At 69.1% G+C, this 19948-nt stretch carries 19 protein-coding genes and 1 riboswitch; of the genes, 13 read left to right on the plus strand and 6 right to left on the minus strand.

Features of this window, described 5'->3' with window-relative positions:
* The 3 genes from AX750_RS20830 to AX750_RS20840 all read right to left on the minus strand — a co-directional run bounded on the left by AX750_RS20830 (position 1) and on the right by AX750_RS20840 (position 4001).
* Complete coding sequence (locus AX750_RS20830; protein WP_066723277.1) at positions 1-1539, minus strand: ABC transporter substrate-binding protein; 1539 nt, start codon at positions 1537-1539, stop codon at positions 1-3.
* Between the two features lie 23 nt (positions 1540-1562).
* Complete coding sequence (locus tag AX750_RS20835; protein WP_066723280.1) at positions 1563-2366, minus strand: class I SAM-dependent methyltransferase; 804 nt, start codon at positions 2364-2366, stop codon at positions 1563-1565.
* Positions 2367-2492: 126 nt separating this feature from the next.
* Positions 2493-2689: riboswitch (cobalamin riboswitch) on the minus strand.
* A gap of 85 nt (positions 2690-2774) precedes the next feature.
* Complete coding sequence (locus tag AX750_RS20840; RefSeq protein WP_066723283.1) at positions 2775-4001, minus strand: GTP-binding protein; 1227 nt, start codon at positions 3999-4001, stop codon at positions 2775-2777.
* Positions 4002-4147: 146 nt separating this feature from the next.
* Here AX750_RS20840 and AX750_RS20845 point away from each other — a divergent pair, with 146 nt between their 5' ends.
* The 10 genes from AX750_RS20845 (at position 4148) to AX750_RS20890 (ending at position 12909) form a co-directional block, all read left to right on the plus strand.
* The gene (locus tag AX750_RS20845; RefSeq protein WP_066723286.1) at positions 4148-4546 is read left to right on the plus strand and encodes a DUF2946 family protein; all 399 of its coding nucleotides are present in this window, start codon (positions 4148-4150) and stop codon (positions 4544-4546) included.
* A gap of 121 nt (positions 4547-4667) precedes the next feature.
* A complete protein-coding gene (locus AX750_RS20850) occupies positions 4668-4856 on the plus strand; it encodes a hypothetical protein (protein WP_066723289.1) in 189 nt (62 codons plus the stop codon).
* Between the two features lie 88 nt (positions 4857-4944).
* Entirely contained in the window at positions 4945-5463 is a 519-nt protein-coding gene (locus tag AX750_RS20855) for a YcnI family protein (protein WP_066723292.1), read from the plus strand.
* 47 nt (positions 5464-5510) lie between these two features.
* A complete protein-coding gene (locus AX750_RS20860; RefSeq protein ID WP_066723298.1) occupies positions 5511-7100 on the plus strand; it encodes a copper resistance CopC/CopD family protein in 1590 nt (529 codons plus the stop codon).
* Between the two features lie 28 nt (positions 7101-7128).
* Entirely contained in the window at positions 7129-7611 is a 483-nt protein-coding gene (locus tag AX750_RS20865; protein WP_066723300.1) for a copper chaperone PCu(A)C, read from the plus strand.
* 20 nt (positions 7612-7631) lie between these two features.
* Positions 7632-8747 (plus strand): ABC transporter substrate-binding protein, encoded by a 1116-nt coding sequence (locus tag AX750_RS20870; RefSeq protein WP_066723302.1) that lies wholly within the window; start codon positions 7632-7634, stop codon positions 8745-8747.
* 91 nt (positions 8748-8838) lie between these two features.
* On the plus strand, positions 8839-9948 hold the full coding sequence (locus AX750_RS20875) for an ABC transporter substrate-binding protein (RefSeq protein WP_066723304.1): 1110 nt from the start codon (positions 8839-8841) through the stop codon (positions 9946-9948).
* Positions 9949-9974: 26 nt separating this feature from the next.
* Positions 9975-11093 carry an ABC transporter substrate-binding protein gene (locus tag AX750_RS20880; RefSeq protein WP_067254935.1) on the plus strand — a complete coding sequence of 373 codons (1119 nt, stop codon included), beginning with the start codon at positions 9975-9977 and terminating at the stop codon, positions 11091-11093.
* Complete coding sequence (locus tag AX750_RS20885; RefSeq protein WP_082735064.1) at positions 11090-12157, plus strand: iron ABC transporter permease; 1068 nt, start codon at positions 11090-11092, stop codon at positions 12155-12157. The genes AX750_RS20880 and AX750_RS20885 overlap by 4 nt, the downstream gene beginning before the upstream one ends.
* Positions 12154-12909 carry an ABC transporter ATP-binding protein gene (locus tag AX750_RS20890; protein ID WP_066723310.1) on the plus strand — a complete coding sequence of 252 codons (756 nt, stop codon included), beginning with the start codon at positions 12154-12156 and terminating at the stop codon, positions 12907-12909. The genes AX750_RS20885 and AX750_RS20890 overlap by 4 nt, the downstream gene beginning before the upstream one ends.
* A 24-nt stretch (positions 12910-12933) precedes the next feature.
* Here the strand turns inward: AX750_RS20890 and AX750_RS20895 are convergent, their stop codons facing one another.
* The 3 genes from AX750_RS20895 to AX750_RS20905 form a co-directional block, all read right to left on the minus strand.
* Positions 12934-13950, minus strand: coding sequence for an amino acid ABC transporter substrate-binding protein (locus AX750_RS20895; RefSeq protein WP_066723313.1), 1017 nt, complete (start codon positions 13948-13950; stop codon positions 12934-12936).
* A 129-nt stretch (positions 13951-14079) separates the two neighbouring features.
* Positions 14080-15264, minus strand: coding sequence for a cystathionine beta-lyase (metC, locus tag AX750_RS20900; protein ID WP_066723329.1), 1185 nt, complete (start codon positions 15262-15264; stop codon positions 14080-14082).
* Between the two features lie 111 nt (positions 15265-15375).
* Positions 15376-16254, minus strand: coding sequence for a LysR substrate-binding domain-containing protein (locus AX750_RS20905; RefSeq protein WP_066723332.1), 879 nt, complete (start codon positions 16252-16254; stop codon positions 15376-15378).
* 124 nt (positions 16255-16378) lie between these two features.
* Between AX750_RS20905 and AX750_RS20910 the strand changes: the two genes are divergently transcribed.
* From AX750_RS20910 to AX750_RS20920, 3 genes are read left to right on the plus strand one after another with little or no spacing between them, the layout of a single operon-like run.
* Complete coding sequence (locus AX750_RS20910; RefSeq protein ID WP_066723335.1) at positions 16379-17452, plus strand: ABC transporter ATP-binding protein; 1074 nt, start codon at positions 16379-16381, stop codon at positions 17450-17452.
* Entirely contained in the window at positions 17449-18435 is a 987-nt protein-coding gene (locus tag AX750_RS20915) for an oligopeptide/dipeptide ABC transporter ATP-binding protein (protein WP_066723338.1), read from the plus strand. The genes AX750_RS20910 and AX750_RS20915 overlap by 4 nt, the downstream gene beginning before the upstream one ends.
* Before the next feature lie 37 nt (positions 18436-18472).
* A complete protein-coding gene (locus tag AX750_RS20920) occupies positions 18473-19948 on the plus strand; it encodes an alkaline phosphatase family protein (RefSeq protein WP_066723341.1) in 1476 nt (491 codons plus the stop codon).

Below are 19948 nucleotides of genomic sequence, written 5' to 3' on the forward strand. Positions count from 1 at the left end.
TCATTTCCACGCCATGCGCTCGATCAGATAGCGCATCTCGTAGGGGTCGATGCCGACGCCGCTCACTCGTTTCGACACGGCGACGTTGTGCTCGAACCAGGATACCGGGACACCGGGAGCCTCGTCGTGGATCAGGCGGATGATCTGGCCGCGCAGCTCGCTCTTCTTCGCCTCGTCGAAGCTCGCGATATAGGCGTCGGTGAGCGCCTTCATCCGGTCGCGCCCCTCCCAGCGCACCGTGCCCCAGGACGAACGTTCGCGGGTGAAGTCGGGGATGACCGTCGCGATCGGCTCGGGCACGTTGACATAGGTCCGGGCGACGAGCGTGAACTGCATCGTGCCGTCCTTGATCGCGGCGGGAACGCTTCCGCTCGCTCCGACCTCGATCGCCACATCCATGCCGATCTGCTTCAGTTGCGCCTGGATCGCGGCGGCCATGACCGGAAGCTCGGGGCGATTGGCGAGAGTCAGGAGCTTCGCCGCCAGTCGCACGCCGTCCTTGGAGCGGATCCCGTCGGGGCCGGCGGACCAGCCCGCCTCGTCGAGCAGCTTGCGCGCAGCAGCGGGGTCGAATGCGACTTTCGGCAAATCGGATCGGTGCCAGTTCGACAGGATCGGCGGCAGGAGCTGGCTCGCGCTCGAGTCGGGATGGCGCAGGATCGCGCGGGCGATGCCGTCGCGATCAATCCCCATCGCGATCGCCCGGCGCACGCGCCTATCCGAGAATTGCGGCAGGCCGCTGTCGAAGAACAAGGCGCGGATGCGCGGGATGGTGAGGCTCGCAACCTTGGTCTGCCCGGCCGCGTCGATGCGCGGGATCGCTGCCGGCGCCAGGGTATAGATGAGGTCGGCATCGCCGGCGATCGCGATATTGGCGCGGGTGTCGCCATTGACCACGGCCGTGTAACGCGCCTTCGCGATGGCGGGCTTGGCACGCGCATAACCCTCGAAGCGCTCCAGCTCCAGAGTCGTCTTGCCGTCGACCGAGACCAACTTGTAGGGGCCGGTGGCAACGATCTTGACCACCTTGCCATCGGGCCCATAGGCGGACGGCGCCAGCACGATCGAGGCGTAATCGCAGAGGAAAGCCGGCAGCACGCTGAAAGGCGTCTTCGTGCGGACGACGATCTCGTCGCCCTCGACCGTGATCGTGTCGAGCGGCACGGCCGAGAGGCTTTCACCCCGGAAGGACGTCTTCAGGCTGTCGGCGACGGCATCGGCCGTGACCGAGCTGCCGTCGTGAAAGGAGGCGCCCGCCCGGATTCTGAAGCGCCAGCTCAGCTTGTCCTCGGAGACACGCCAGCTCTCCGCGACTCCGCCGATGAGCTGCCCCTCCGGCTCCACCTGGACCAATGTCTCGCCGATCCCCATGCGGGCGAGGATGAAGCCCGTGTCGGCCGGATCGTTTGAGGTGTATTCCCAGGGCGCGACGACGCGCAGAACCGGCTCGCCCTGCTGGGCGGAGATCGGCTGGGAGGCCAAAGGCCAAGCGAGGGCGGTCGCGAGCAGCAGACGGCGCGTCAGGATGGTGATCGTCATGGTGGCTCTCCGGGAACCAGGCTTCAACGAGGTTTGCGGGCGGACAGGATGAAGGTGTCGTCATAGGTGGCTAGCAGGCGCAGTCGCTCGCTCCAGGAGGCGGCGGCGAATTGCCGGCGCTTGATGCCCGTCAAAGGGCCGGTGCGGATATCGGCGAAACCCGCCGCCTGCAGCATCGCCTGCAGGGCGGGGGCCTTCAGCCCGTCGCGGAAGAAGACACCGCGCATGATTCGCTGATGGGCCTGCTCGTCCCAGAGGCGCGGCGCGCCGGTCAGGCGATCCAGCCATTGCGAAAGGCGCTGGAGCAGCCTTGCGCGCCGCGAGCGGTTGACCCAGTCGCCATCGATCACGACCACGGCCCCGCCGGGCTTCAGCACGCGCAGCCAGTCGGCCAGCGCGGCCTGGGGATCGAGGAGGGTCCAGACCAGATGGCGGCAGATCACCAGATCGTAGCGGGCGTCCGGCATCATCGTGTTCTCGGCATCGCCGAGATGAAAGCGCACGGCGGAGCCACGATGTTTCGCCTTCGCCCGCTCGATCATCGGCTCGCAGAGATCGATGGCATCGACGCTGCAGCCGAAGCCGAGCAGCACCCGCGTGACCTCGCCGGTGCCGGAGGCGAGTTCGAGCACGCGGTCGCCCGGTCCGATCGGCGCATGGCGCGCGATCAGCCGCGACCAGGCGTCGAGTTCGCCGCGCGAGCGGATCTTATGGCCGTAGGAGAGATCGAAGGTCTCGGCGCGCTTCGACCAATAGGCACGAATCTCGTCCTTGAGGCCGAAATTCGAACCCGCTTGCGCGGCGTCTAGGGTTGATTCCTGCAGCATCCGTCACCGGGCTCCCGCGAGCGGGGAGCGGTCGGTGCTGTGGCGCCGTTGCGTTCCGGACGCGCGACAAGCCCGCGCGGGAGAGCGACCGTCATCAGAGCTCCTTCCGGGGCACCCCGCCCGGTCGATTGGCTTCACGACGTCGGCAGGTCTCCTGGCTCGCGGGTCGATGCTGCGTCCGGCCTTCCCGGGCGAACCCAGTGGCATGATCGAACGTCGCTCGCCGCTGACAGTTGCGGGGGCAGCTCCGGATTTGCGCCCTGACGGGCGCGCACCGGATTCCCTTTTGATCCCTCTCGGGAACCGACGCGGCGAAAAGAGCATGCCGGATGCTGCGCCGCAAGACAGAATGTCGCAGGCGGTCGCGGGCGCGGCGCAGCGCCCGGTCTTTTCGAGATCGCGCATGGCTTACGCGGCCTGCCGGTCCCAGGCCGGGAAGGGATCCTCGAGCGCGAGGAGGGACTGCGTCATGCCGGTTGCAGCGCTGCCGGTAAGGCAGGCGTCGAGCATCGCGCGGATGGCCGCCTCGTCCATCGCCTGCGTGCCGATGAAGACCAGTTCCTGGCGCCGGTCGCCCCAGGTCGGCGACCAGTGCCTGCGCATCAGCGAGACGAATTCCTCCGAGCGCGGCCAGCGCTCCTTGGGCACCGCCGCCCACCAGCTGCCCATGCCCTCGGTGCGGGTGATGCGGCCGGCGAGCGAATACTCCCCCACCCAGCGCGGCCGCGTCGCCAGCCAGAAATGGCCCTTGGCGCGGATCACATCTGGCAGGCGTTGCTCCAGGAGATCGTAGAGCTTGCGCGGGTTAAACGGGCGGCGGGCCCGGTAGACGAAGGAGCGGATGCCGTATTCCTCCGTCTCCGGGACGTGATCCTTGAAGCCGAACAGTTCCTTGTGCCAGAGCGGATGCTCCTGCGAGCGTTCCTCGCTGTAGAGCCTGGTGTCGAGCACGGCGGCCAGCGGCACGCGGCCGAAATCGGCCTCGACGATCCGGGCATCGCCGTTCAATCCGCGTACGACCTGCCGCACCTTCTCGCGCTGCTCGGGCGTGGCCTCGCCTATCTTGTTGATGACGACCACGTCGGCGAACTCGATCTGCTCGACCAGGAGATCGACCAGCGTGCGGCCATCGCCCTCGCCCGCCGTCTCGCCGCGGTCGGCCAGGAAGTCGCGGCTGTCGTAATCGGCCAACAGGTTGAGCGCGTCGACGACGGTGACCATCGTGTCGAGCCGCGCGACATCGTCCAGCGACTGGTCGTCCTCGTCGCGGAAGGAGAAGGTCGCCGCGATCGGCAAGGGCTCGGCGATGCCCGTGCCCTCGATCAGCAGGTAGTCGAAGCGCTTCTCGGCGGCGAGCCGGCGCACCTCGCTCAGCAGATCGTCGCGCAGCGTGCAGCAGATGCAGCCATTGCTCATCTCGACGAGCTTCTCTTCGGTCTGCGACAGCCCTGCCCCGCCCTCGCGCACCAGGTCGGCGTCGATATTGACCTCGCTCATGTCGTTGACGATCACCGCGACGCGCTTGCCCTCGCGGTTGTTGAGAATGTGGTTCAGCAGGGTCGTCTTGCCGGCGCCGAGGAAGCCGGAAAGCACGGTCACGGGCAGGCGGCGGTCGATGAACAGGGCCTCGGTCATGGCGGGCAGTCCCAGGAGTGATCGTCGAATTTTGTTACAGTATAACATTACTCGGTTGTCAACGGCCCCGGTGGACAAGCCGCCGCAGCCCCGCCTCTTTGACAGACGCCGCCCCGGTGCTAGGAAGCGAGCCGGGAGACCCGTCCTTGTCCGCAGTCCGCCAGAGCGCAGCATCTCGCCGTTGGGTCGCGATCATCGCGGCCTATCTGCTCGTGCTGCAGGCGTTGTTCACCGGGCTGGCCTCCGGCGCCCATGCCGCGAGCACGAGCCTCGACCGGTCGCTGGCTCTGGCGCTCTGTGCGCCGGGCGAAATGCCGGCACCCTCGGCGTCCGACCAGGGCGCAGCCCAGCATGACCGGACCAGCTGCTGCGTGATCGGCTGTGCCCTCACGGGCGGCGGCCTGCCCGCGCCGGCCGCGAGTTTCCTGCCGGTCATCCACCGCCCCGTCGATCTCGTGGCCTTCGCGCGCCATCTCGACGCACCGCAGGGCTATGTCGCCGGCCGTTCGCCGGCCAAACCACGCGCGCCGCCGTCCGTGGCCTGATTTCGCCCGCGCGCATCCGCCAGGATGCCCGCTGGCCTTCATGCCCCCGGACCAAGGCCGGCGCAGGCTGATCCCCCGCGATCATGACCTGCAGCCGTGCCGAGCAGCACGGACACCCTCCATGCACCTCCATCCGCTGACGCGCCTGTGTGCGTGTTTCGCGACGGGTCTGCTGATCGCAGCCGTCGTGCTGATCGCGGTCGATCGTGCCGTTCCGCTCGAACCGGCGCTCAAGATCGCCTGGCTCTGGCTCGGCGGCAACGCCGCGGTCGCGCTGTCGCACATCCTGCCCGTGCTGCTGCGCGGCTGATCCGCAACGGCGCCCGCCCGCCGCTGCCTCGCCTTTCCCACTGCCATCGTACGGCCCTGCGGGGCCTCGTCACCCAAAGGACAGTCTCATGTCGATCCGCACAGTTCTTGCCACCCTCGCCGCGCTCATCGCCGGCCCCGCTTTCGCCCATGTCACGCTGGAGACGCAGACAGCGCCCGTCGGCTCGACCTACAAGGCCGTGGCGCGCGTGCCCCATGGCTGCAAGGGTGCCGCCACCATCAAGGTCCGCGTACAGATTCCGGAAGGTGTGATTGCGATCAAGCCGATGCCGAAGGCCGGCTGGACGCTGGAGACCGTCAAGGGCGCGTACGCGAAATCCTATGACTACTACGGCACGCCAACCTCCGAGGGTGTCAAGGAAGTGGTCTGGAGCGGCGGCAAGCTGCTCGACGAGCATTATGACGAGTTCGTTTTCCGCGGTTACCTGACGACCGACCTCAAGCCCGACACGATGCTTTACATTCCGGTCGTGCAGGAATGCGAGGGCGGTGGCGTCGAGCGCTGGATCGAGATCCCCGCCGCCGGCAAGGTCTCCGACGACTACAAGTTCCCGGCTCCGGGCTTGAAGCTCGCCCCCAAGAAGTGAACCGAAACCCGCGACCGGGCCCTCGGGCCCGGCCGCCAGGAACCGTCATGGCCGCTCGCCTGCGTCTCTTCCTCGTCCTGATCGGACTGCTTGCCGCTGCCCTCGCCCCGACGAGCGGCGCGTTCGCGCATGCGGCACTGAACGGCGCGAGCCCGGCGGATGGCAGCGTGCTTCCTTCAGCCCCGTCCGAACTGACGCTGACCTTTAGCGAGCCGGTGTCGCCGCTGGCGCTGCGGCTGATCGGACCTGACGGGCAGGCGAGGCCGCTCGATCGTTACCAGCTCCGCGACCAGATGCTCGTCATCTCCGCGCCCGGGGCGCTCGGGGCGGGCACGCATGTCCTGAGCTGGCGTGTGGTTTCGGCGGATGGCCACCCCGTCGGCGGTTCGGTCCTGTTCTCGATCGGCGCGCCGAGCGCGACGGCGCCGATCGCGGAGGCACAGGCCGGTGTCTCGGTGCGGATCCTGCTTTGGGCCAGTCGCGTCGCCCTCTATCTCGGCCTGTTCATCGGCTGCGGCGGCGCCGTCTTCGCGGCCTGGGTCGCTCCGCTTCCGCCCGCGGCGCGGAGCGGCATCAACGCCGCCCTGCTGCTGGGCCTGGCCGCGTTGCCGACATCGCTCGGCGCCCAGGGGCTCGATGCGCTGGGGGCGGATCTCGGCGCGCTGCTCCAGCCAGCCGTCTGGCGCGCCGCCCTCGCAACCAGTTTGTCGTTGATGCTCGCGATCGCCGCCGTCGCGCTGGCGACCGGGTTCCTGGCGCTGTGGTCGGCAGGGCTGGCAGGGCGCATCGCCGGCCTCTTAGGCGCCGGCCTTGCGGGTCTCGCCCTGGCGTCGAGCGGCCATGCCAGCGCCGCCAGCCCGCAGGCGCTGATGCGGCCGGCGGTGTTCCTGCACGTGGCCGGCGTCGCGCTCTGGGCCGGCGCCCTGCTGCCGCTGGCCAAAGCCCTGAACAAGCCCGACGCAGCCGCGACGCTGCGGCGCTTTTCCTCGCGCATCCCCGCCGTCATCGCGATGCTGCTCGGCAGCGGGCTCGTGCTCGCGGTGGTGCAGGTTGAACGGCCCGCCGGGCTGATCGAGACGAGTTATGGCCGCGTGCTGCTGGCCAAGCTCGGGCTGGTCGCGCTTGTAATGGGGCTCGCCGCATTCAACCGCTGGCGGCAGACGTCGCAGGTCGAGGCGGGACGGCTTTCCGCTCGTCGCGTCATGGCGCGCATCGTCACCGTGGAACTCGCCCTGATGCTTGCGATCTTCGGCACGGCGGCGCTGTGGCGCTTCACCCCGCCGCCGCGGGCGCTTGCCATCGCGTCCGCGCAGCCGGCGACCATCCATATCCACACGCTCAAAGCGATGGCCGACATGACCCTGACGCAGGGTCGCGCCGGCCCCGTCGCCATCGCGATCGTGCTGATGAACGGCGAATTCGGACCGCTGCCGGCGAAGGAGCTCTCGCTCTCCTTCGCCAACGCAGCCGCCGGCATCGAGGCGATCGAGCGCCCAGCGATTCGCGGCACCGATGGTGTCTGGCGGATCGAGGGTCTCAGCCTGCCGCGCCCCGGCCGCTGGAGCGTCGAGCTCGCCATCCTGATCTCGGACTTCGAGATGATCCGCCTCACCGAAACGGTCGAGATCCGGCCTTAGAACTGCCCGCAACCAACGGAGAAACACGATGAACAAGCCTGTCCACTATCTCGCCGCCGCGATGCTGACGCTAACCAGCGTGGTGGCACTCGCGCATGACTACACGCTCGGCTCGCTCAAGATCGACCATCCGTGGACGCGGGCGACCCCCGGCGGCGCCAAGGTCGCCGGCGGCTATCTCACCGTCCAGAACAACGGCAGCGCGCCCGACCGCCTGATCGGCGGTTCGTCCGAGATCGCCGGCCGCGTCGAGATCCATGAGATGGCGGTGAAGGACGGCATCATGACGATGCGGCCGCTGGACAAGGGCCTCGAGGTCAAGCCCGGCGAGAAGGCCGAGCTGAAGCCCGGCGGCTACCACATCATGTTCATGGAGCTGAAGCGCCCGCTGAAGGAGGGCGAGCGCGTCAAGGGCACGCTGCAGTTCGAGAAGGCCGGCACGGTCGCGGTCGAATTCGCCGTCCAGGGCGTCGGCGCCCGCGACACCGGCCACACCGGCCACAAGCACTGAACGGCGGAGCGCGACCCGTCATGCATCTCTCGTTCAAATCGGTTCTGGCCGGCGCGGCACTGCTGGCCTCCTCCCTGGCCGCGCTCGCCGCCCCCACCGAGATCACCGACGCGCTCGGCCGCAAGGTCACGGTCGATCTGCCGGCCAAGCGCCTGGTGGTGAACTTCAATTTCGAGGAGTTCACCGCCGTCGGCGGCGTCGAGGCCTGGCAGAAGGTCGTCGGCATCTCGCGCGGCCCCTGGGAAGGCTGGCGGCCCCTGATCTTCAACCGCTACAAGGCGGTGATTCCCAATCTGGCCGCCATGCCGGATGTCGGCTTCACCGAGGACAACAGCCTCAGCGCCGAGAAGATCATCGGGCTCAAGCCGGACGTGCTGCTCATGTCCGAATGGGGCTACAAGGCCGCCAAGCCTCAGATGGACCAGATCGAGGGTGCCGGCATCCCGATCGTGGTCATCGACTACAACGCCCAGCTGCTCGAGCGGCACCTCGCCTCGACCCGGGCGCTCGGCAACGTCACCGGCCAGGAGGCGCGGGCCGAGGAGTTGGCGACGCTCTACCAGAGCCGGTACGAGGACGTGCTCGCCCGCGTCGCAAAGGCCAAGGCGGCCGGCGCCCCGACCAAGAAGGTCTATGTCGAGCTCGGCCAGGCCGGGGCCGAGACGATCGGCAACACCTACAACAACACGATGTGGGGCAAGATCATCACCACGCTGGGAGCGGAGAACATCGCCACCGGCAAGATTCCCGGGCCCTGGGGACCGCTCAATGCGGAAGCCGTGATCGCCGAGAACCCTGACCTGATCCTCATGGCGTCGTCCTCCTGGGTGAACCGGCCCAAGGCGGTTCGCACCGGCTACGACATCCCCGAGAGTGAAACCCGCGCCAGCCTGCTTCCTTATGCACAACGCCCCGGCTGGGCCGATCTCAAGGCGATCAAGGCGGGCGACATCAACGCCATCGAGCACGGTCTCGCCCGCACGCTCTATGACTTCGTGGCGATGCAATACATCGGCAAGCGGCTCTATCCGGAGGCTTTCGCCGACGTCGATCCGGTCGCGTCCTTCAAGGCCTATCACGAGAAGTACCTGCCGATCTCCTTCAGCGGCACCTGGATGCTGCCGCTGAAGCCCTGAGCCCGGCACGTCTCGCTCAGCGGAGTCGCGCCCCCGGCCGCGGCTCCGCACCGGCTCTCGTTCGTCACCATCGCGCCTCCCGGAGACTTCCATGATCGCCCCTTTCAGGGCCCTGCTCGTCGCAGCAGCGCTTCTCGTCAGCCCCTTCGCCGCGACCGCCGCCCCGACCGAGATCACCGACGCGCTCGGCCGCAAGGTCGCGGTGGAGCTCCCTGCCAAGCGCCTCGTGGTGAATTTCAACTTCGAGGAGTTCACGGCGGTGGCCGGCGTCGCGGGCTGGCAGAGCGTCGTCGGCATGTCGCGCACGGCCTGGGAAGGCTGGCGGCCGTCCATCTTCAAGCGCTACACGGCGGTCATCCCCAATCTGGCGGCGATGCCGGATGTCGGCCTGATCGAGGATGGCAGCTTCAGCGCGGAAAAGCTGATCGCGCTCAAGCCGGACGCCTTCCTGGTGGCGGACTGGATGTTCACCGCGCTCGGCAGCGAGCGGGAGCGGATCGAGGCGGCGGGCATCCCGATTCTGGTCATCGACTACAACGCCCAGATCCTGGAACGCCACCTCGCTTCGACCCGCGCGCTCGGCAAGGTCACGGGCAATGACGCCCGCGCCGAAGAACTCGCGACCTTCTATGAGAGCCAGTATCGCGATGTGCTCGCCCGCGTCGCGAAGGCCAAGGTCGCGCGCAAGCCGCGCACCTATGTCGAGGTCGGGCCCGACGGCGCCGACACGGTCGGCGTCAGCTATGCGACGACGATGTGGGGCAAAATCCTGACGCTTCTGGGCAGCGAGAACATCGCGGTCGGCAGGCTGGCCGGCGCCTCGGGGCGGATGAATCCGGAGGCCATCATCGCGGCCGACCCGGATGCGATCTTCATCGCCGGCTCGTCCTGGGCGAACAAGCCCAAGGCGGTGAAGACCGGCTACGAGATGAGCGAGGAGCAGACCCGCGCCTCGCTCGCTCCCTATGCGGCGCGGGCCGGCTGGGCCGATCTGACCGCTGTCCGCGCCGGCAATGTCAACGCGATCGAGCATGGCTTGAGCCGCTCGCTCTTCGACTTCGTGGCGATGCAGTACATCGGCAAGCGGCTCTATCCGGAGGCTTTAGCCGACGTCGATCCGGCGGCGTCCTTCAAGGCCTATCACGCGAAATACCTGCCCGTTTCCTATGGCGGCACCTGGATGCTGCCGTTGAAGCCCTGATCCGCAGCACCGAGACGAGGCTTCTCATGTCCACCCCATCCGCTCCACTGACCCGCCGCGCCGCGTTGGCGCTCCCGCTGGTCGCCACCCTGCCCCGGCCTGCGCAGGCGGCGATCAGCATCACCGACGCTGTCGGCCGCAAGGTCGAGCTGACCAAACCCGCCGAGCGGGTCGTGATCGCCTTCTATCTGGAGGAGTTCACCGCGATCGGCGGGGCGGCCGGCTGGGAGCGCGTCGTCGGCTTCCGCAAGCATCAATGGGCGGTCAACCGCGCCAAGACCTATGAGCGCTTCGTCGCGGCAATCCCGCGCCTTGCCGCGCTGCCCGATGTCGGGCTGGGCGAGAACGAGGTGCTTGTGCCGGAGAAGGTGCTCGCGCTGCGGCCCGACCTCGTGATCGTGCCGCCCTGGGCGATGACGGGAGCGAGCGCGGTTACGGCCGCGATCGAAGCGGCGGGCATCCCCATCCTCGTCGCCGACTACAATTCGCAGAGCCTCGAAAAGCACATCGCCAGCACCATCGCGATCGGACAGGCGATCGGCGCCGAGGCGCGGGCGCGGGAACTGGCCTCGCTCTACGAGACGCAGATCGCCGACATCCGCCGTCGGGCTGCCTTGGCCCAGGGGCCCAGGCCCAAGGTCTATATCGAGATCGGTTGGCTCGGCGCCGGCGAGTTCGGCAGCACCTATAAGGACACGATGTGGGGCCGCATGCTCGACACGATCGGCGCCGACAACATCGCCAATGCGGCGCTGGCGCAGCCGGCCGGCTTCGTGCCGATCGCACCCGAGAAGGTCTTGGCCGCGGCGCCGGACCACATCTTCATCACCGGCTCGTCCTGGGCCAACCGGCCCCATGCGGTGCGTCTCGGCTACGATGTCAATCCCGAGACGGCCCGCGCCAGCTTGCGGCCCTATCTCGCGCGCCCCGGCTGGGACGCGCTGCCCGCGGTCAGGGCGGGAAATGTCTACACCGTCGAGCATTCGCTGGTGCGCTCGCTGACCGACTGGATCTCGCTGCAGTTCATCGCCAAGCAGATCTATCCCGAGCCCTTCGCCGACATCGACCCGGTCGCCTCGCTACGGGCGTTTCATGAGCGCTTCCTGCCCATCCCGTTCGAGGGCACCTGGATGTTGCGGTTATGAGCGCCATGCTGAACGAGGGGTCCGGGGGCGCATCATCGCTGACCGCGACCTATGCCGCGATGGGCACGCGCCGCGTCGCGGTGCTCGCCATCGGCTGCGTCGCCATTCTGGTCAGCCTCGTGCTCGACGTCGCGACGGGGCCGGCCTTCCTGCCGGTCGGCGCCGTCGCGAAGTCTGTGTTCGGGCTGGCGCAAGACCGGACGGTCGACGCCATCGTCTGGTCGATCCGCCTGCCGATCGCCTTCGTCGCGCTCGTGGTGGGGGCGGCGCTGGGTCTGTCCGGCGCGATCATGCAGACGATCCTGAACAACCCGCTGGCGTCGAGCTACACGCTCGGCGTCTCGGCCGGGGCCGGCTTCGGGGCGGCGCTGGTCATCGTGCTCGGCGTCGCCATGTCGGTGCCCGAGGCCTGGGGCATCCCGCTGATGGCCTTCCTCTTCGCGGCCATCGCCTGCGCGGGGGTCTACGGCATCGGCCAGGCGCGGGATTCCTCGCCCGAGATGCTGGTGCTGGCGGGCATCGCGCTGCTCTTCCTGTTCCAGGCGCTGCTGGCGCTCCTGCAGTTCGTCGCCTCGCCCGAGGCGCTGCAGCAGATCGTGTTCTGGCTGTTCGGCTCGCTGCAGAAGGCGAGCTGGAGCAAGCTCTGGATCATCACGATCGTGCTGGCGGCCTGCATCCCCGTCCTCATCATCGATGTCTGGAGGCTCACCGCGTTGAAGCTCGGCGACGAGCGGGCGCGGGGGCTGGGCGTCGATGTCCGGCGGCTGCGGCTGCGCTCCTTCGTGCTGATCTCGGCCCTGACCGGGGTCGCCGTCGCCTTCGTCGGGACGATCGGCTTCGTCGGGCTGGTCGCCCCGCATATCGCGCGGATGCTGGTCGGCGAGGACCAGCGCAGCTTCCTGCCGGCCTCGGCGCTCTCTGGCGCGCTGCTGCTCTCGCTGGCGTCGATCGCCAGCGAGACGGTTCTGCCCGGCGCGATCGTGCCGATCGGTATCGTCACCTCGCTGATCGGCGTGCCCTTCTTCGTCTGGCTGATCCTGCGCAACCGGAGGGCCTTCTGGTGAAGCTGACCGTCGAAGGGCTGAGTGTCCGCTACTGCACGACACAGGCGATCGACGCGCTGGACGTCGCGGCCCATCCCGGCGAGGTGCTCGCCGTCATCGGGCCCAACGGCTCGGGCAAGTCCTCGCTGGTCAAGGCCGTCGCCGGGCTGGTGAAGCATGACGGCGTGATCAGGTTCGACGGCTCGCCGGTCAGGCCGGAGCGGATCGGCTACATGCCGCAGGACATCGGCGCGCGCGCCGCGCTGACCTTGCTGGAGGCCGTGCTGCTCGGGCGTCTCGGACGGCTGGGCCTGCGGGTGCGGCCCGACGATCTCGCCGCGGTCGAGGCGGTTCTGGGCGAGCTTGCCCTCAAGCCGCTCGCCTCGCGCTATCTCGGCGAGCTCAGCGGCGGCCAGCGCCAGCTCGTCTTCCTGGCTCAGGCACTGGCCTCGGAACCTTCGCTGCTGCTGCTCGACGAGCCGATCAGCGCGCTCGACATCCGCCACCAGCTCGAGGTGATGGAGATCGTGCTGCGCATGACCCGCGCGCGGTCCCTGACCACGCTCGTCATCCTGCACGATCTCAACATTGCCGCACGCTTCGCCGACGCGGTCATGGTCATGCGCCAGGGCCGGCTGGTGTGCTGCGGCAAGCCGGAGGGGGTGATCGATGCAGCCATGGTCGCCTCGGTCTTCGGCGTCGAGGCGAGTCTGTCCATCGATCCGCAGGGGCGCCTGATCGTCACGCCGCTGCGGGCGCTCGCGGCGGCCTGAGGCTGCCGCAAGCGCCGGACCGTCTCACCGGAAGGGCGGGCTGTATTGCAGGCCGCCTTGCGTCCAGAGCGCGTTGGGGCCACGGGCGAGCTTCAGCCGTGACTGGCTGCCGAGATAGCGGTCGAAGGATTCGCCGTAATTGCCGACGGTCGCGATGATGCGCACGACCCAGTCATTGGTCACGCCCATCGCCTCGCCGAACTTGCCGTCCAGACCGAGGAAACGCCGGATTTCGGGATTGGCCGATTTGGTCATCTCGCGGACATTGGCCTGGGTGACCCCCAGTTCCTCGGCATTGACCAGCGCCGCGACTGTCCAGCGCACGAGATTGAACCAGCCCTCGTCGCCGGTGCGGACCCAGGGACCGAGCGGCTCCTTGGAGATGACCTCCGGCAGAACCACATGCCCGTCGGGATTCTGCAGCTTGAGCTTCACCGCGGCCAGTGCAGAGACGTCCGTGGTGTAGGCATCGCAGCGGCCGGCCTCATAGGCCTTCAGCGCCTCCTCCGAGGTCGAGAAGGCGGCGGGCTCGTATTTCATGCCGAGCTTGCGGAAATAGTCGGCGAGGTTGAGTTCGCTGGTCGTGCCCTGCGCCACGCAGATCGAGGCGCCGTCGAGCTTGGTGGCGCTGGCGACGCCGAGCGTCTTCGCCACCATGAAGCCCTGGCCGTCATAGTAGTTCACCGCCGTGAAGGTGACGCCCTGGCCGAGATTGCGCGACAGGGTCCAGGTCGTGGTGCGCGGGAGAACGTCGATCTCGCCGCCCTGCAGCGCGATCAGCCGGTCCTTCGAGGTCAGCGGCACGAACTTCGCCCTGTCGGGGTCGTTGAAGATCGCGACCGCCAGCGCCCGGCAGATGTCGATATCGAAGCCGTTCCAGCGCCCCGCCGCATCCTGGATCGAGAAGCCGGCGACGCCAGGGCTGGTGCCGCAGATGATGTGGCCGCGCTCCCTGATCTTGGCGAGCGTCGGGCCCGTCTGGGCTGAGGCCGGCAGGGTGGCGGCCGCCAGCGCGGCCAGGCCGAGAATCCAGTGCTTCATCGTCTTTCCCCTTGTCGTTGTCGGTCGAAATCGGGCGCAGCTCTCCCCGCGCGGCGAATGCGTGTCCGCCGCGTCATCGGTCCGGTATGTCGTCTTTTCGCTCGTCTGGCGGCCGCGGGTCCGTGACCGTCAGGCCGCCGCCGCTCCGGCCCTGCCCTCCAGCGCGATCAGAAGCGCGTCGAGGTCGTTCCAGAGATCGTCCTCGTCCTCGAGGCCGATGCTGATGCGCAGCACCGGGCCCTCCTTCGTCCAGGGCACGACGCTGCGGTCGCCCTTCACCGCCATCGGTGCGATCAGGCTGCGCGTGCCGCCCCAGGAGGCACCGATGGCGAAGACCTTGAGCGCCGTCAGCGCGGCTTCCAGCACGTCGTCGGCGACCGGCTTAAGCACGAGGCTGAACACGCCCGAGGAGCGGCCCATGTCGCGCTTCCAGTGTTCATGACCGGGGCAGGAGGGCAGCGCCGGGTGCAACACGGTCTCAACCGCCGGCGAATGCGCGAGGCGCTTGGCGAAGTCCTCGGAGACCCGGCCCATATGGGCGACGCGAAGCCCCATGGTCTCGATGCCGCGCAGCGCCAGCTGGCATTCGTCCGGCGAGATGCCGACGCCGAAGCCCCGCAGGAGTTCCTTGAGCTTCTGGCGCAGCGCCATGTCGGACACGGTGATCGAGCCGAGCAGCAGGTCGGAATGGCCGCCGACATATTTGGTCAGCGCCTCGCAGGCGAAATCGGCGCCATGAGCCAGCGGCTTGAAGATCAGCGGCGTCGCCCAGGTGTTGTCGCAGCCGACGAGACAGCCCTTCGCCTTGGCGGCCTTCACGATGGCGGGCACGTCCTGCACCTCCATCGTACCGGAGCCCGGCGACTCGACCCAGACGAGCTTCGTCGTCTCGTCGATCAGATCGGCGATGCCGGCCCCGATCAGCGGATCGTAGACGCCGTAATCGATGCCGCGCGGCTTCAGGTAATCCTCGCAGAAGCTGCGCACCGGCGGATAGACATGGTCGGGGATCAGCACCCTATCGCCGGGCATCAGCACGGCGAGCATGACCATGGTCACGGCCGCCTGGCCCGAGGGCACCAGCACGGTCCGGACCCCGCCATGCAGTGCGGTGAGCTGCGCTTCCAGAGTGCGCGTCGTCGGCGTGCCGTGCAGCCCGTAGGTGTAGCCGTCGAAGCCGCGATATTTGCGCGCCGCGAAGCTCGCCGCATCCTTGTAGACGATGGTCGAGGCGCGGTGCGTCGGCACGGCCAACGAGGCATAGCCCTCCTCGTTGACGGCCGGGTGGTGAACGCAGCGGGTCAGGTCGTGCATGGAAAATCCCTCTCTGGACCCATGCGTAAGCCATCGCCCCTTCGCCGCAATCAGGCGGCGGGCATAAGACGATGCCTGGTTGTTATGCCTCGAGCCGCCGAGACGGCCGGATCATCGCTCGGCCATCAGACAGTCGATGAAATCCCGCACCAGCTGCGATTTCGGCCGGTCGGCCGGCAGCAGCAGCACGCTCTTGCTGTGCACGGCGGGTTCGAAAGGCCGCAGCACGATCCGCGATTGATCGAAGCCCGCGATCGCATAGGGGCTGACAAGGCCGACGCCGACCCCTTCGGAAATCAGCGCGAAGACGGTGGCGGCGTAGATCGTCTCGACGACGATGCGCGGCGGCGCAGCGCCGGCCTCTGCGATGGCGAGGTCGAGCCGTTGGCGCGCCCGGTCTTCCGGCACATAGGCGACGAAATCGAGCCCGGCGAGATCATGCGGCGTCACCAGGCTGTGCTCGGCGAGCGGGTGGCCGAGCGGGATCGCGCAGAGCGCGCGCGGCGACACGAAGGGCTGGTGGACCAGGCCGCTGACATCGACCTCGTCGGCGGCGAGACCGAGATCGAACTCGCCGGAGACGACGCCGTTGCGGACATCGCGCGAGGGCAGCACCATCAGCGTCACCGCCGTATCCGGGCGCCGGTCGCGGAAGCGCCTGACGGCTCGCGGCACGAGCGAGGAGCCCAGTGCCGAGAGCGAGGCGACCCGGATCTGGCCGGCGCCATGGTCGCGGATGCGGGCGGCGGCGGAGCGGATCTTGTCCATACCGCGAAAGGCGGCCTGGACCTCGTCATAGAGCAGACGGCCCTCCGGCGTCGGCACGATGCGGTTGCGCACCCGGTCGAACAGCAGGAAACCGACGGAGGCTTCGAGATCGGCGATGGTGCGGCTGACGCCGGGCTGGGTGACGCCGAGCAATTCGGCCGCGCGCGAGATCGTGCCGGCCTTCATGACGGCGACGAAGATCTCGATCTGGCGGCTGTTCACGGCACGGCTCCGTCGGTCCCGCTCGCGCGGTTCGCTCCACGCAAACCACAGGCGGCGGCGCGCGGCAAATGCGGGATGGCCACCGTCACGAGACGGTCATGGAGCGGGCTGTATCTGCGGCGTCATGACGGTGTTTCCGCAGCCCGCTTCCGATCCTCGCCAGGCTGGCGCCCACGACCCGCTGCTCGAGCTGCGGGATTTCGGCGTCGCCTTCCCCGGTCGCGACGGGCCGGTCGACGTCGTGCGCGGCATCGACCTGACGCTGTCCCCCGGAGAGGCGCTCGGCATCGTCGGCGAATCCGGCTGCGGCAAGAGCGTGACCTGGCTCGCGGCGCTGCGCCTGCTCGGCCGCGGCGTCGCCACACGGGGCGCGGTGCGGCTGCAGGGCATGGATCTCACCCGTCTCGGCGAGCGAGAGATCGCCCGCGTCCGCGGCGGTCGGATCGGCCTGATCTTCCAGGACCCGACCAGTTCGCTCAACCCGGTGCAGCGGATCGGGACGCAGCTCGGCGAGGTGCTGGCGCTGCATCGCGGCCTGCGCGGGGCTGCGGCCCGGGCCGAGGCGCTGCGGCTGCTCGACCGTGTCGGCATCGCCGACGCACAGCGCCGGCTGGGGCAGTATCCCCATGAATTCTCCGGCGGCATGAACCAGCGCGTGATGATCGCGCTCGCCCTCGCCGGGCAGCCCGAAGTGCTGGTCGCGGACGAGCCAACGACTGCGCTCGACGCGACCATCCAGGCCCAGATCCTCGACCTGATCCGCGACATTCGCGCCGAGACGGGCATGGGGCTGGTGCTGATCTCGCATGATCTCGGCGTGGTCGCCGATCTCTGCGACCGGGTGGCCGTGATGTATGCCGGCCGCATCGTCGAGACGGCGCCGACGGCGGAATTGCTGTCGCGGCCGCGTCACCCCTATGCGCGCGGGCTGCTCGCGGCGCTGCCGACGCTGACCGGCCCGCGCCGGCGCCTGACACCGATCCCCGGCACCGTGCCTTCGCCGGAGGCCATGCCGGAAGGCTGCGCCTTCGCGCCGCGTTGTCCGATCGCGGCGGAGGCCTGCCACAGCGAGGTGCCGGCGCTGACTTATGCCGGGCAGGACCGCCGGGCGGCCTGCCTGCGGCTGGCCGAAACGGCGCTGGCCGACGCGGTGCTCACGCCACCCGCCATGTCCGCCCTGGCCGAGGCCCTGTCATGAGCGCGCTGCTGGAAGTCCGTGATCTGGCCCGCCAATACCCGGTGGCGCTCGCGGACGGCCGTCGCCGGCTGCTGCATGCGGTGGACGGGGTCAGCTTCTCGCTCATGGGCGGGCGCACGCTCGGCATCGTCGGCGAGTCGGGCTGCGGCAAGTCGACCACCGCGAAGCTCGTTCTCGGCCTGCTGCCGGCGACGCGCGGGACGATCCGCTTCGAGGGTGGGCCCGTCGGTGCGCAGCGCGACCGGGCCTGGCGGGCGCTGCGGCAGCGCATGCAGATGGTGCCTCAGGACCCGCTCGCCGCGCTCGACCGCCGCCTGCCCGTCGGCGATCAGGTCGTCGAGCCGCTGGCGATCCATGCGCTGGAGGTGAATGTCGAAGCCCGTCGCGAGAAGGCGCTGGCGCTGTTCGAGGCGGTGGGGCTGCGCCGCGACCTGTTCGCGCGCTATCCGCACGAACTCTCCGGCGGGCAGCGGCAGCGGGTGGTCCTTGCCCGCGCCCTGGTGCTGAATCCCGGCCTGCTGGTCTGCGACGAGCCGATCTCCGCGCTCGACGTCTCCGTCGCGGCACAGGTCATCAACCTGCTGCAGGATCTCCAGGCCCGTTTCGGCACGGCCTATCTCTTCATCAGCCATGATCTCAAGGTCGTGCGGCAGATCGCGGACGAGGTCGCGGTGATGTATCTTGGCCGGATCGTCGAGCAGGGCCCACCCGAGGCGCTGTTCCATGCCCCGGCGCATCCCTACACCCAGGCGCTGGTCTCGGCGGTGCCGAAGGCATTGCGCGGGACGCGCGAGCGCATCATCCTCCAGGGCGACCCGCCGAATCCGGTCGACCGGCCGGCCGGCTGCGCCTTCCATCCGCGCTGCCCGCGCGCCGTCGCCCGCTGCCGGGAGGAGCAACCCGCCCTGCGCCCGAGCGCCGACGGCCGGCTCGCCGCCTGCCATCTCGTTCCCGCCGCGCCCGCCGTCGCGGCGGCCGCCTGACCGCCTCGTCTCCTCTCCCCGCCGGAAGCCTCTGCCCATGAACCCGCACGATACTCCTCCCGCCGACCGAGTCGTCGTCGCGGTCTTCGACGGTCTTCGTCCCGACATGCTGAGCCCCGAGGTGACGCCGAACCTGCTGCGGCTGGCCGCGCGCGGCACCTGGTTCCGCCGGGCACGCAGCGTCTTCCCCTCCGTGACCCGTGTCGCCACCACCTCGATCGCCACAGGCGCCCCGCCCGGCGTCCACGGCATCGTCGGCAACGCCTTCCACCATCGCGAGGCGATACCCGAGCGGATCTTCGACACCAGCGACGCCGCGATGCTGCGCCGTGCGGAGGCCCATCACGAGGGCCGGCTGGTCGATGTCGAGACCCTGGGCGACCGGCTGGCGCAGGCCGGCAAGCGCCTTGCCGTCGTCCATGTCGGCTCGCCGGGTTCGGCGCACTTCATCAATTCCCGTGCCCGCGCCAACGGCCACTGGACGTTTTCCGTCCATGGCACGGGCGCAACCCAGACGCCGGAAGCGGTCGAGCAGGCGCTCGCCCTTCTCGGCCCGCTGCCGCCGCGGGAGATGCCCCGGATTTCCGAACTCGCCTATGGCGGCCGGCTGATGAGCGAGCATGTGCTGCCCGTGCTGGCGCCCGATGTCGCGCTGATCTGGTTCAACGAGCCCGACACCACTTTCCATTACCGCGGCCTCGGATCCCCCGAGGCGAAGGCCGGGCTGAAGGAGGCCGATCGTGCCTTCGGGACCATCCTCGACTGGGTGGAGGCGCAGCGGGAAGCCGAGCGCATCGCCGTGATCGCCGCCTCCGACCACGGCCAGATCTCGACCGGCTCGGTCGAGCCCCTGTTCGACGCCGCTGTCGCGGCCGGCTTCAGCCTCAGCGCCACAAAGGAGATCGGCGAAGCCGCGCTCACCGCCACCGGCGGTATCAGCGGTGAGATCCGCCTGCGCGATCCCGCCGACCGCGCGACGCTCGCCCGCATCGCGGCCTGGCTGATGGAGCAGCCCGCCATCGGCCATGTTCTCTCGGCCGACCGCAACGGCGTCGAAGGCCAGGTCGAGGGCACGCTCTCGCTCGGCCTGATGGGGGCGGGCCATGCGCGCCAGCCCGAGCTGATGTTCATCCTGAAATCCGGTCTGGAGGCGGACCCCTACGGCCTGCCCGGCCTGGGCGCGATGACGCCCGGCGATGTGCCGCTGGGCGGCGGCATGCATGGCGGCATCAACCCGCACGAGCTCAACACGGTGCTGATCGTCGCCCGGGGAGACGCGGATCAGCCCGGCACTGTTTCGCAGGAGCCGGCCGGGATCATCGACATCGCCCCGACGGTGCTGGGCCTGCTCGGCGTCGCGCCGGCGGCGACCATGGTCGGCCGCAACCTGGCGAAGCCGGCGCGCGAGGAGGCACATGCCCAGTCCTATTCGGCCGGGCGCGGCGCCTTCAGCCAGACGGTCGAGATCGTCGAGCAGGACGGCCGCCGCTTCATTCTGGGCGGCGGGCAGTGA

It is taken from the genome of Methylobacterium sp. CCH7-A2 (genome assembly GCF_001557075.1).
Lineage (GTDB): Bacteria > Pseudomonadota > Alphaproteobacteria > Rhizobiales > Beijerinckiaceae > Allobosea > Allobosea massiliensis.

Coding starts and splice junctions, on each gene's coding strand:
- AX750_RS20830 (WP_066723277.1), bottom strand. CDS start 1,539: ATGACGATCACCATCCTGACGCGCCGTCTGCTGCTCGCGACCGCCCTC.
- AX750_RS20835 (WP_066723280.1), bottom strand. CDS start 2,366: ATGCTGCAGGAATCAACCCTAGACGCCGCGCAAGCGGGTTCGAATTTC.
- AX750_RS20840 (WP_066723283.1), bottom strand. CDS start 4,001: ATGACCGAGGCCCTGTTCATCGACCGCCGCCTGCCCGTGACCGTGCTT.
- AX750_RS20850 (WP_066723289.1), top strand. CDS start 4,668: ATGCACCTCCATCCGCTGACGCGCCTGTGTGCGTGTTTCGCGACGGGT.
- AX750_RS20855 (WP_066723292.1), top strand. CDS start 4,945: ATGTCGATCCGCACAGTTCTTGCCACCCTCGCCGCGCTCATCGCCGGC.
- AX750_RS20860 (WP_066723298.1), top strand. CDS start 5,511: ATGGCCGCTCGCCTGCGTCTCTTCCTCGTCCTGATCGGACTGCTTGCC.
- AX750_RS20865 (WP_066723300.1), top strand. CDS start 7,129: ATGAACAAGCCTGTCCACTATCTCGCCGCCGCGATGCTGACGCTAACC.
- AX750_RS20870 (WP_066723302.1), top strand. CDS start 7,632: ATGCATCTCTCGTTCAAATCGGTTCTGGCCGGCGCGGCACTGCTGGCC.
- AX750_RS20875 (WP_066723304.1), top strand. CDS start 8,839: ATGATCGCCCCTTTCAGGGCCCTGCTCGTCGCAGCAGCGCTTCTCGTC.
- AX750_RS20880 (WP_067254935.1), top strand. CDS start 9,975: ATGTCCACCCCATCCGCTCCACTGACCCGCCGCGCCGCGTTGGCGCTC.
- AX750_RS20885 (WP_082735064.1), top strand. CDS start 11,090: ATGAGCGCCATGCTGAACGAGGGGTCCGGGGGCGCATCATCGCTGACC.
- AX750_RS20895 (WP_066723313.1), bottom strand. CDS start 13,950: ATGAAGCACTGGATTCTCGGCCTGGCCGCGCTGGCGGCCGCCACCCTG.
- metC (WP_066723329.1), bottom strand. CDS start 15,264: ATGCACGACCTGACCCGCTGCGTTCACCACCCGGCCGTCAACGAGGAG.
- AX750_RS20910 (WP_066723335.1), top strand. CDS start 16,379: ATGACGGTGTTTCCGCAGCCCGCTTCCGATCCTCGCCAGGCTGGCGCC.
- AX750_RS20915 (WP_066723338.1), top strand. CDS start 17,449: ATGAGCGCGCTGCTGGAAGTCCGTGATCTGGCCCGCCAATACCCGGTG.
- AX750_RS20920 (WP_066723341.1), top strand. CDS start 18,473: ATGAACCCGCACGATACTCCTCCCGCCGACCGAGTCGTCGTCGCGGTC.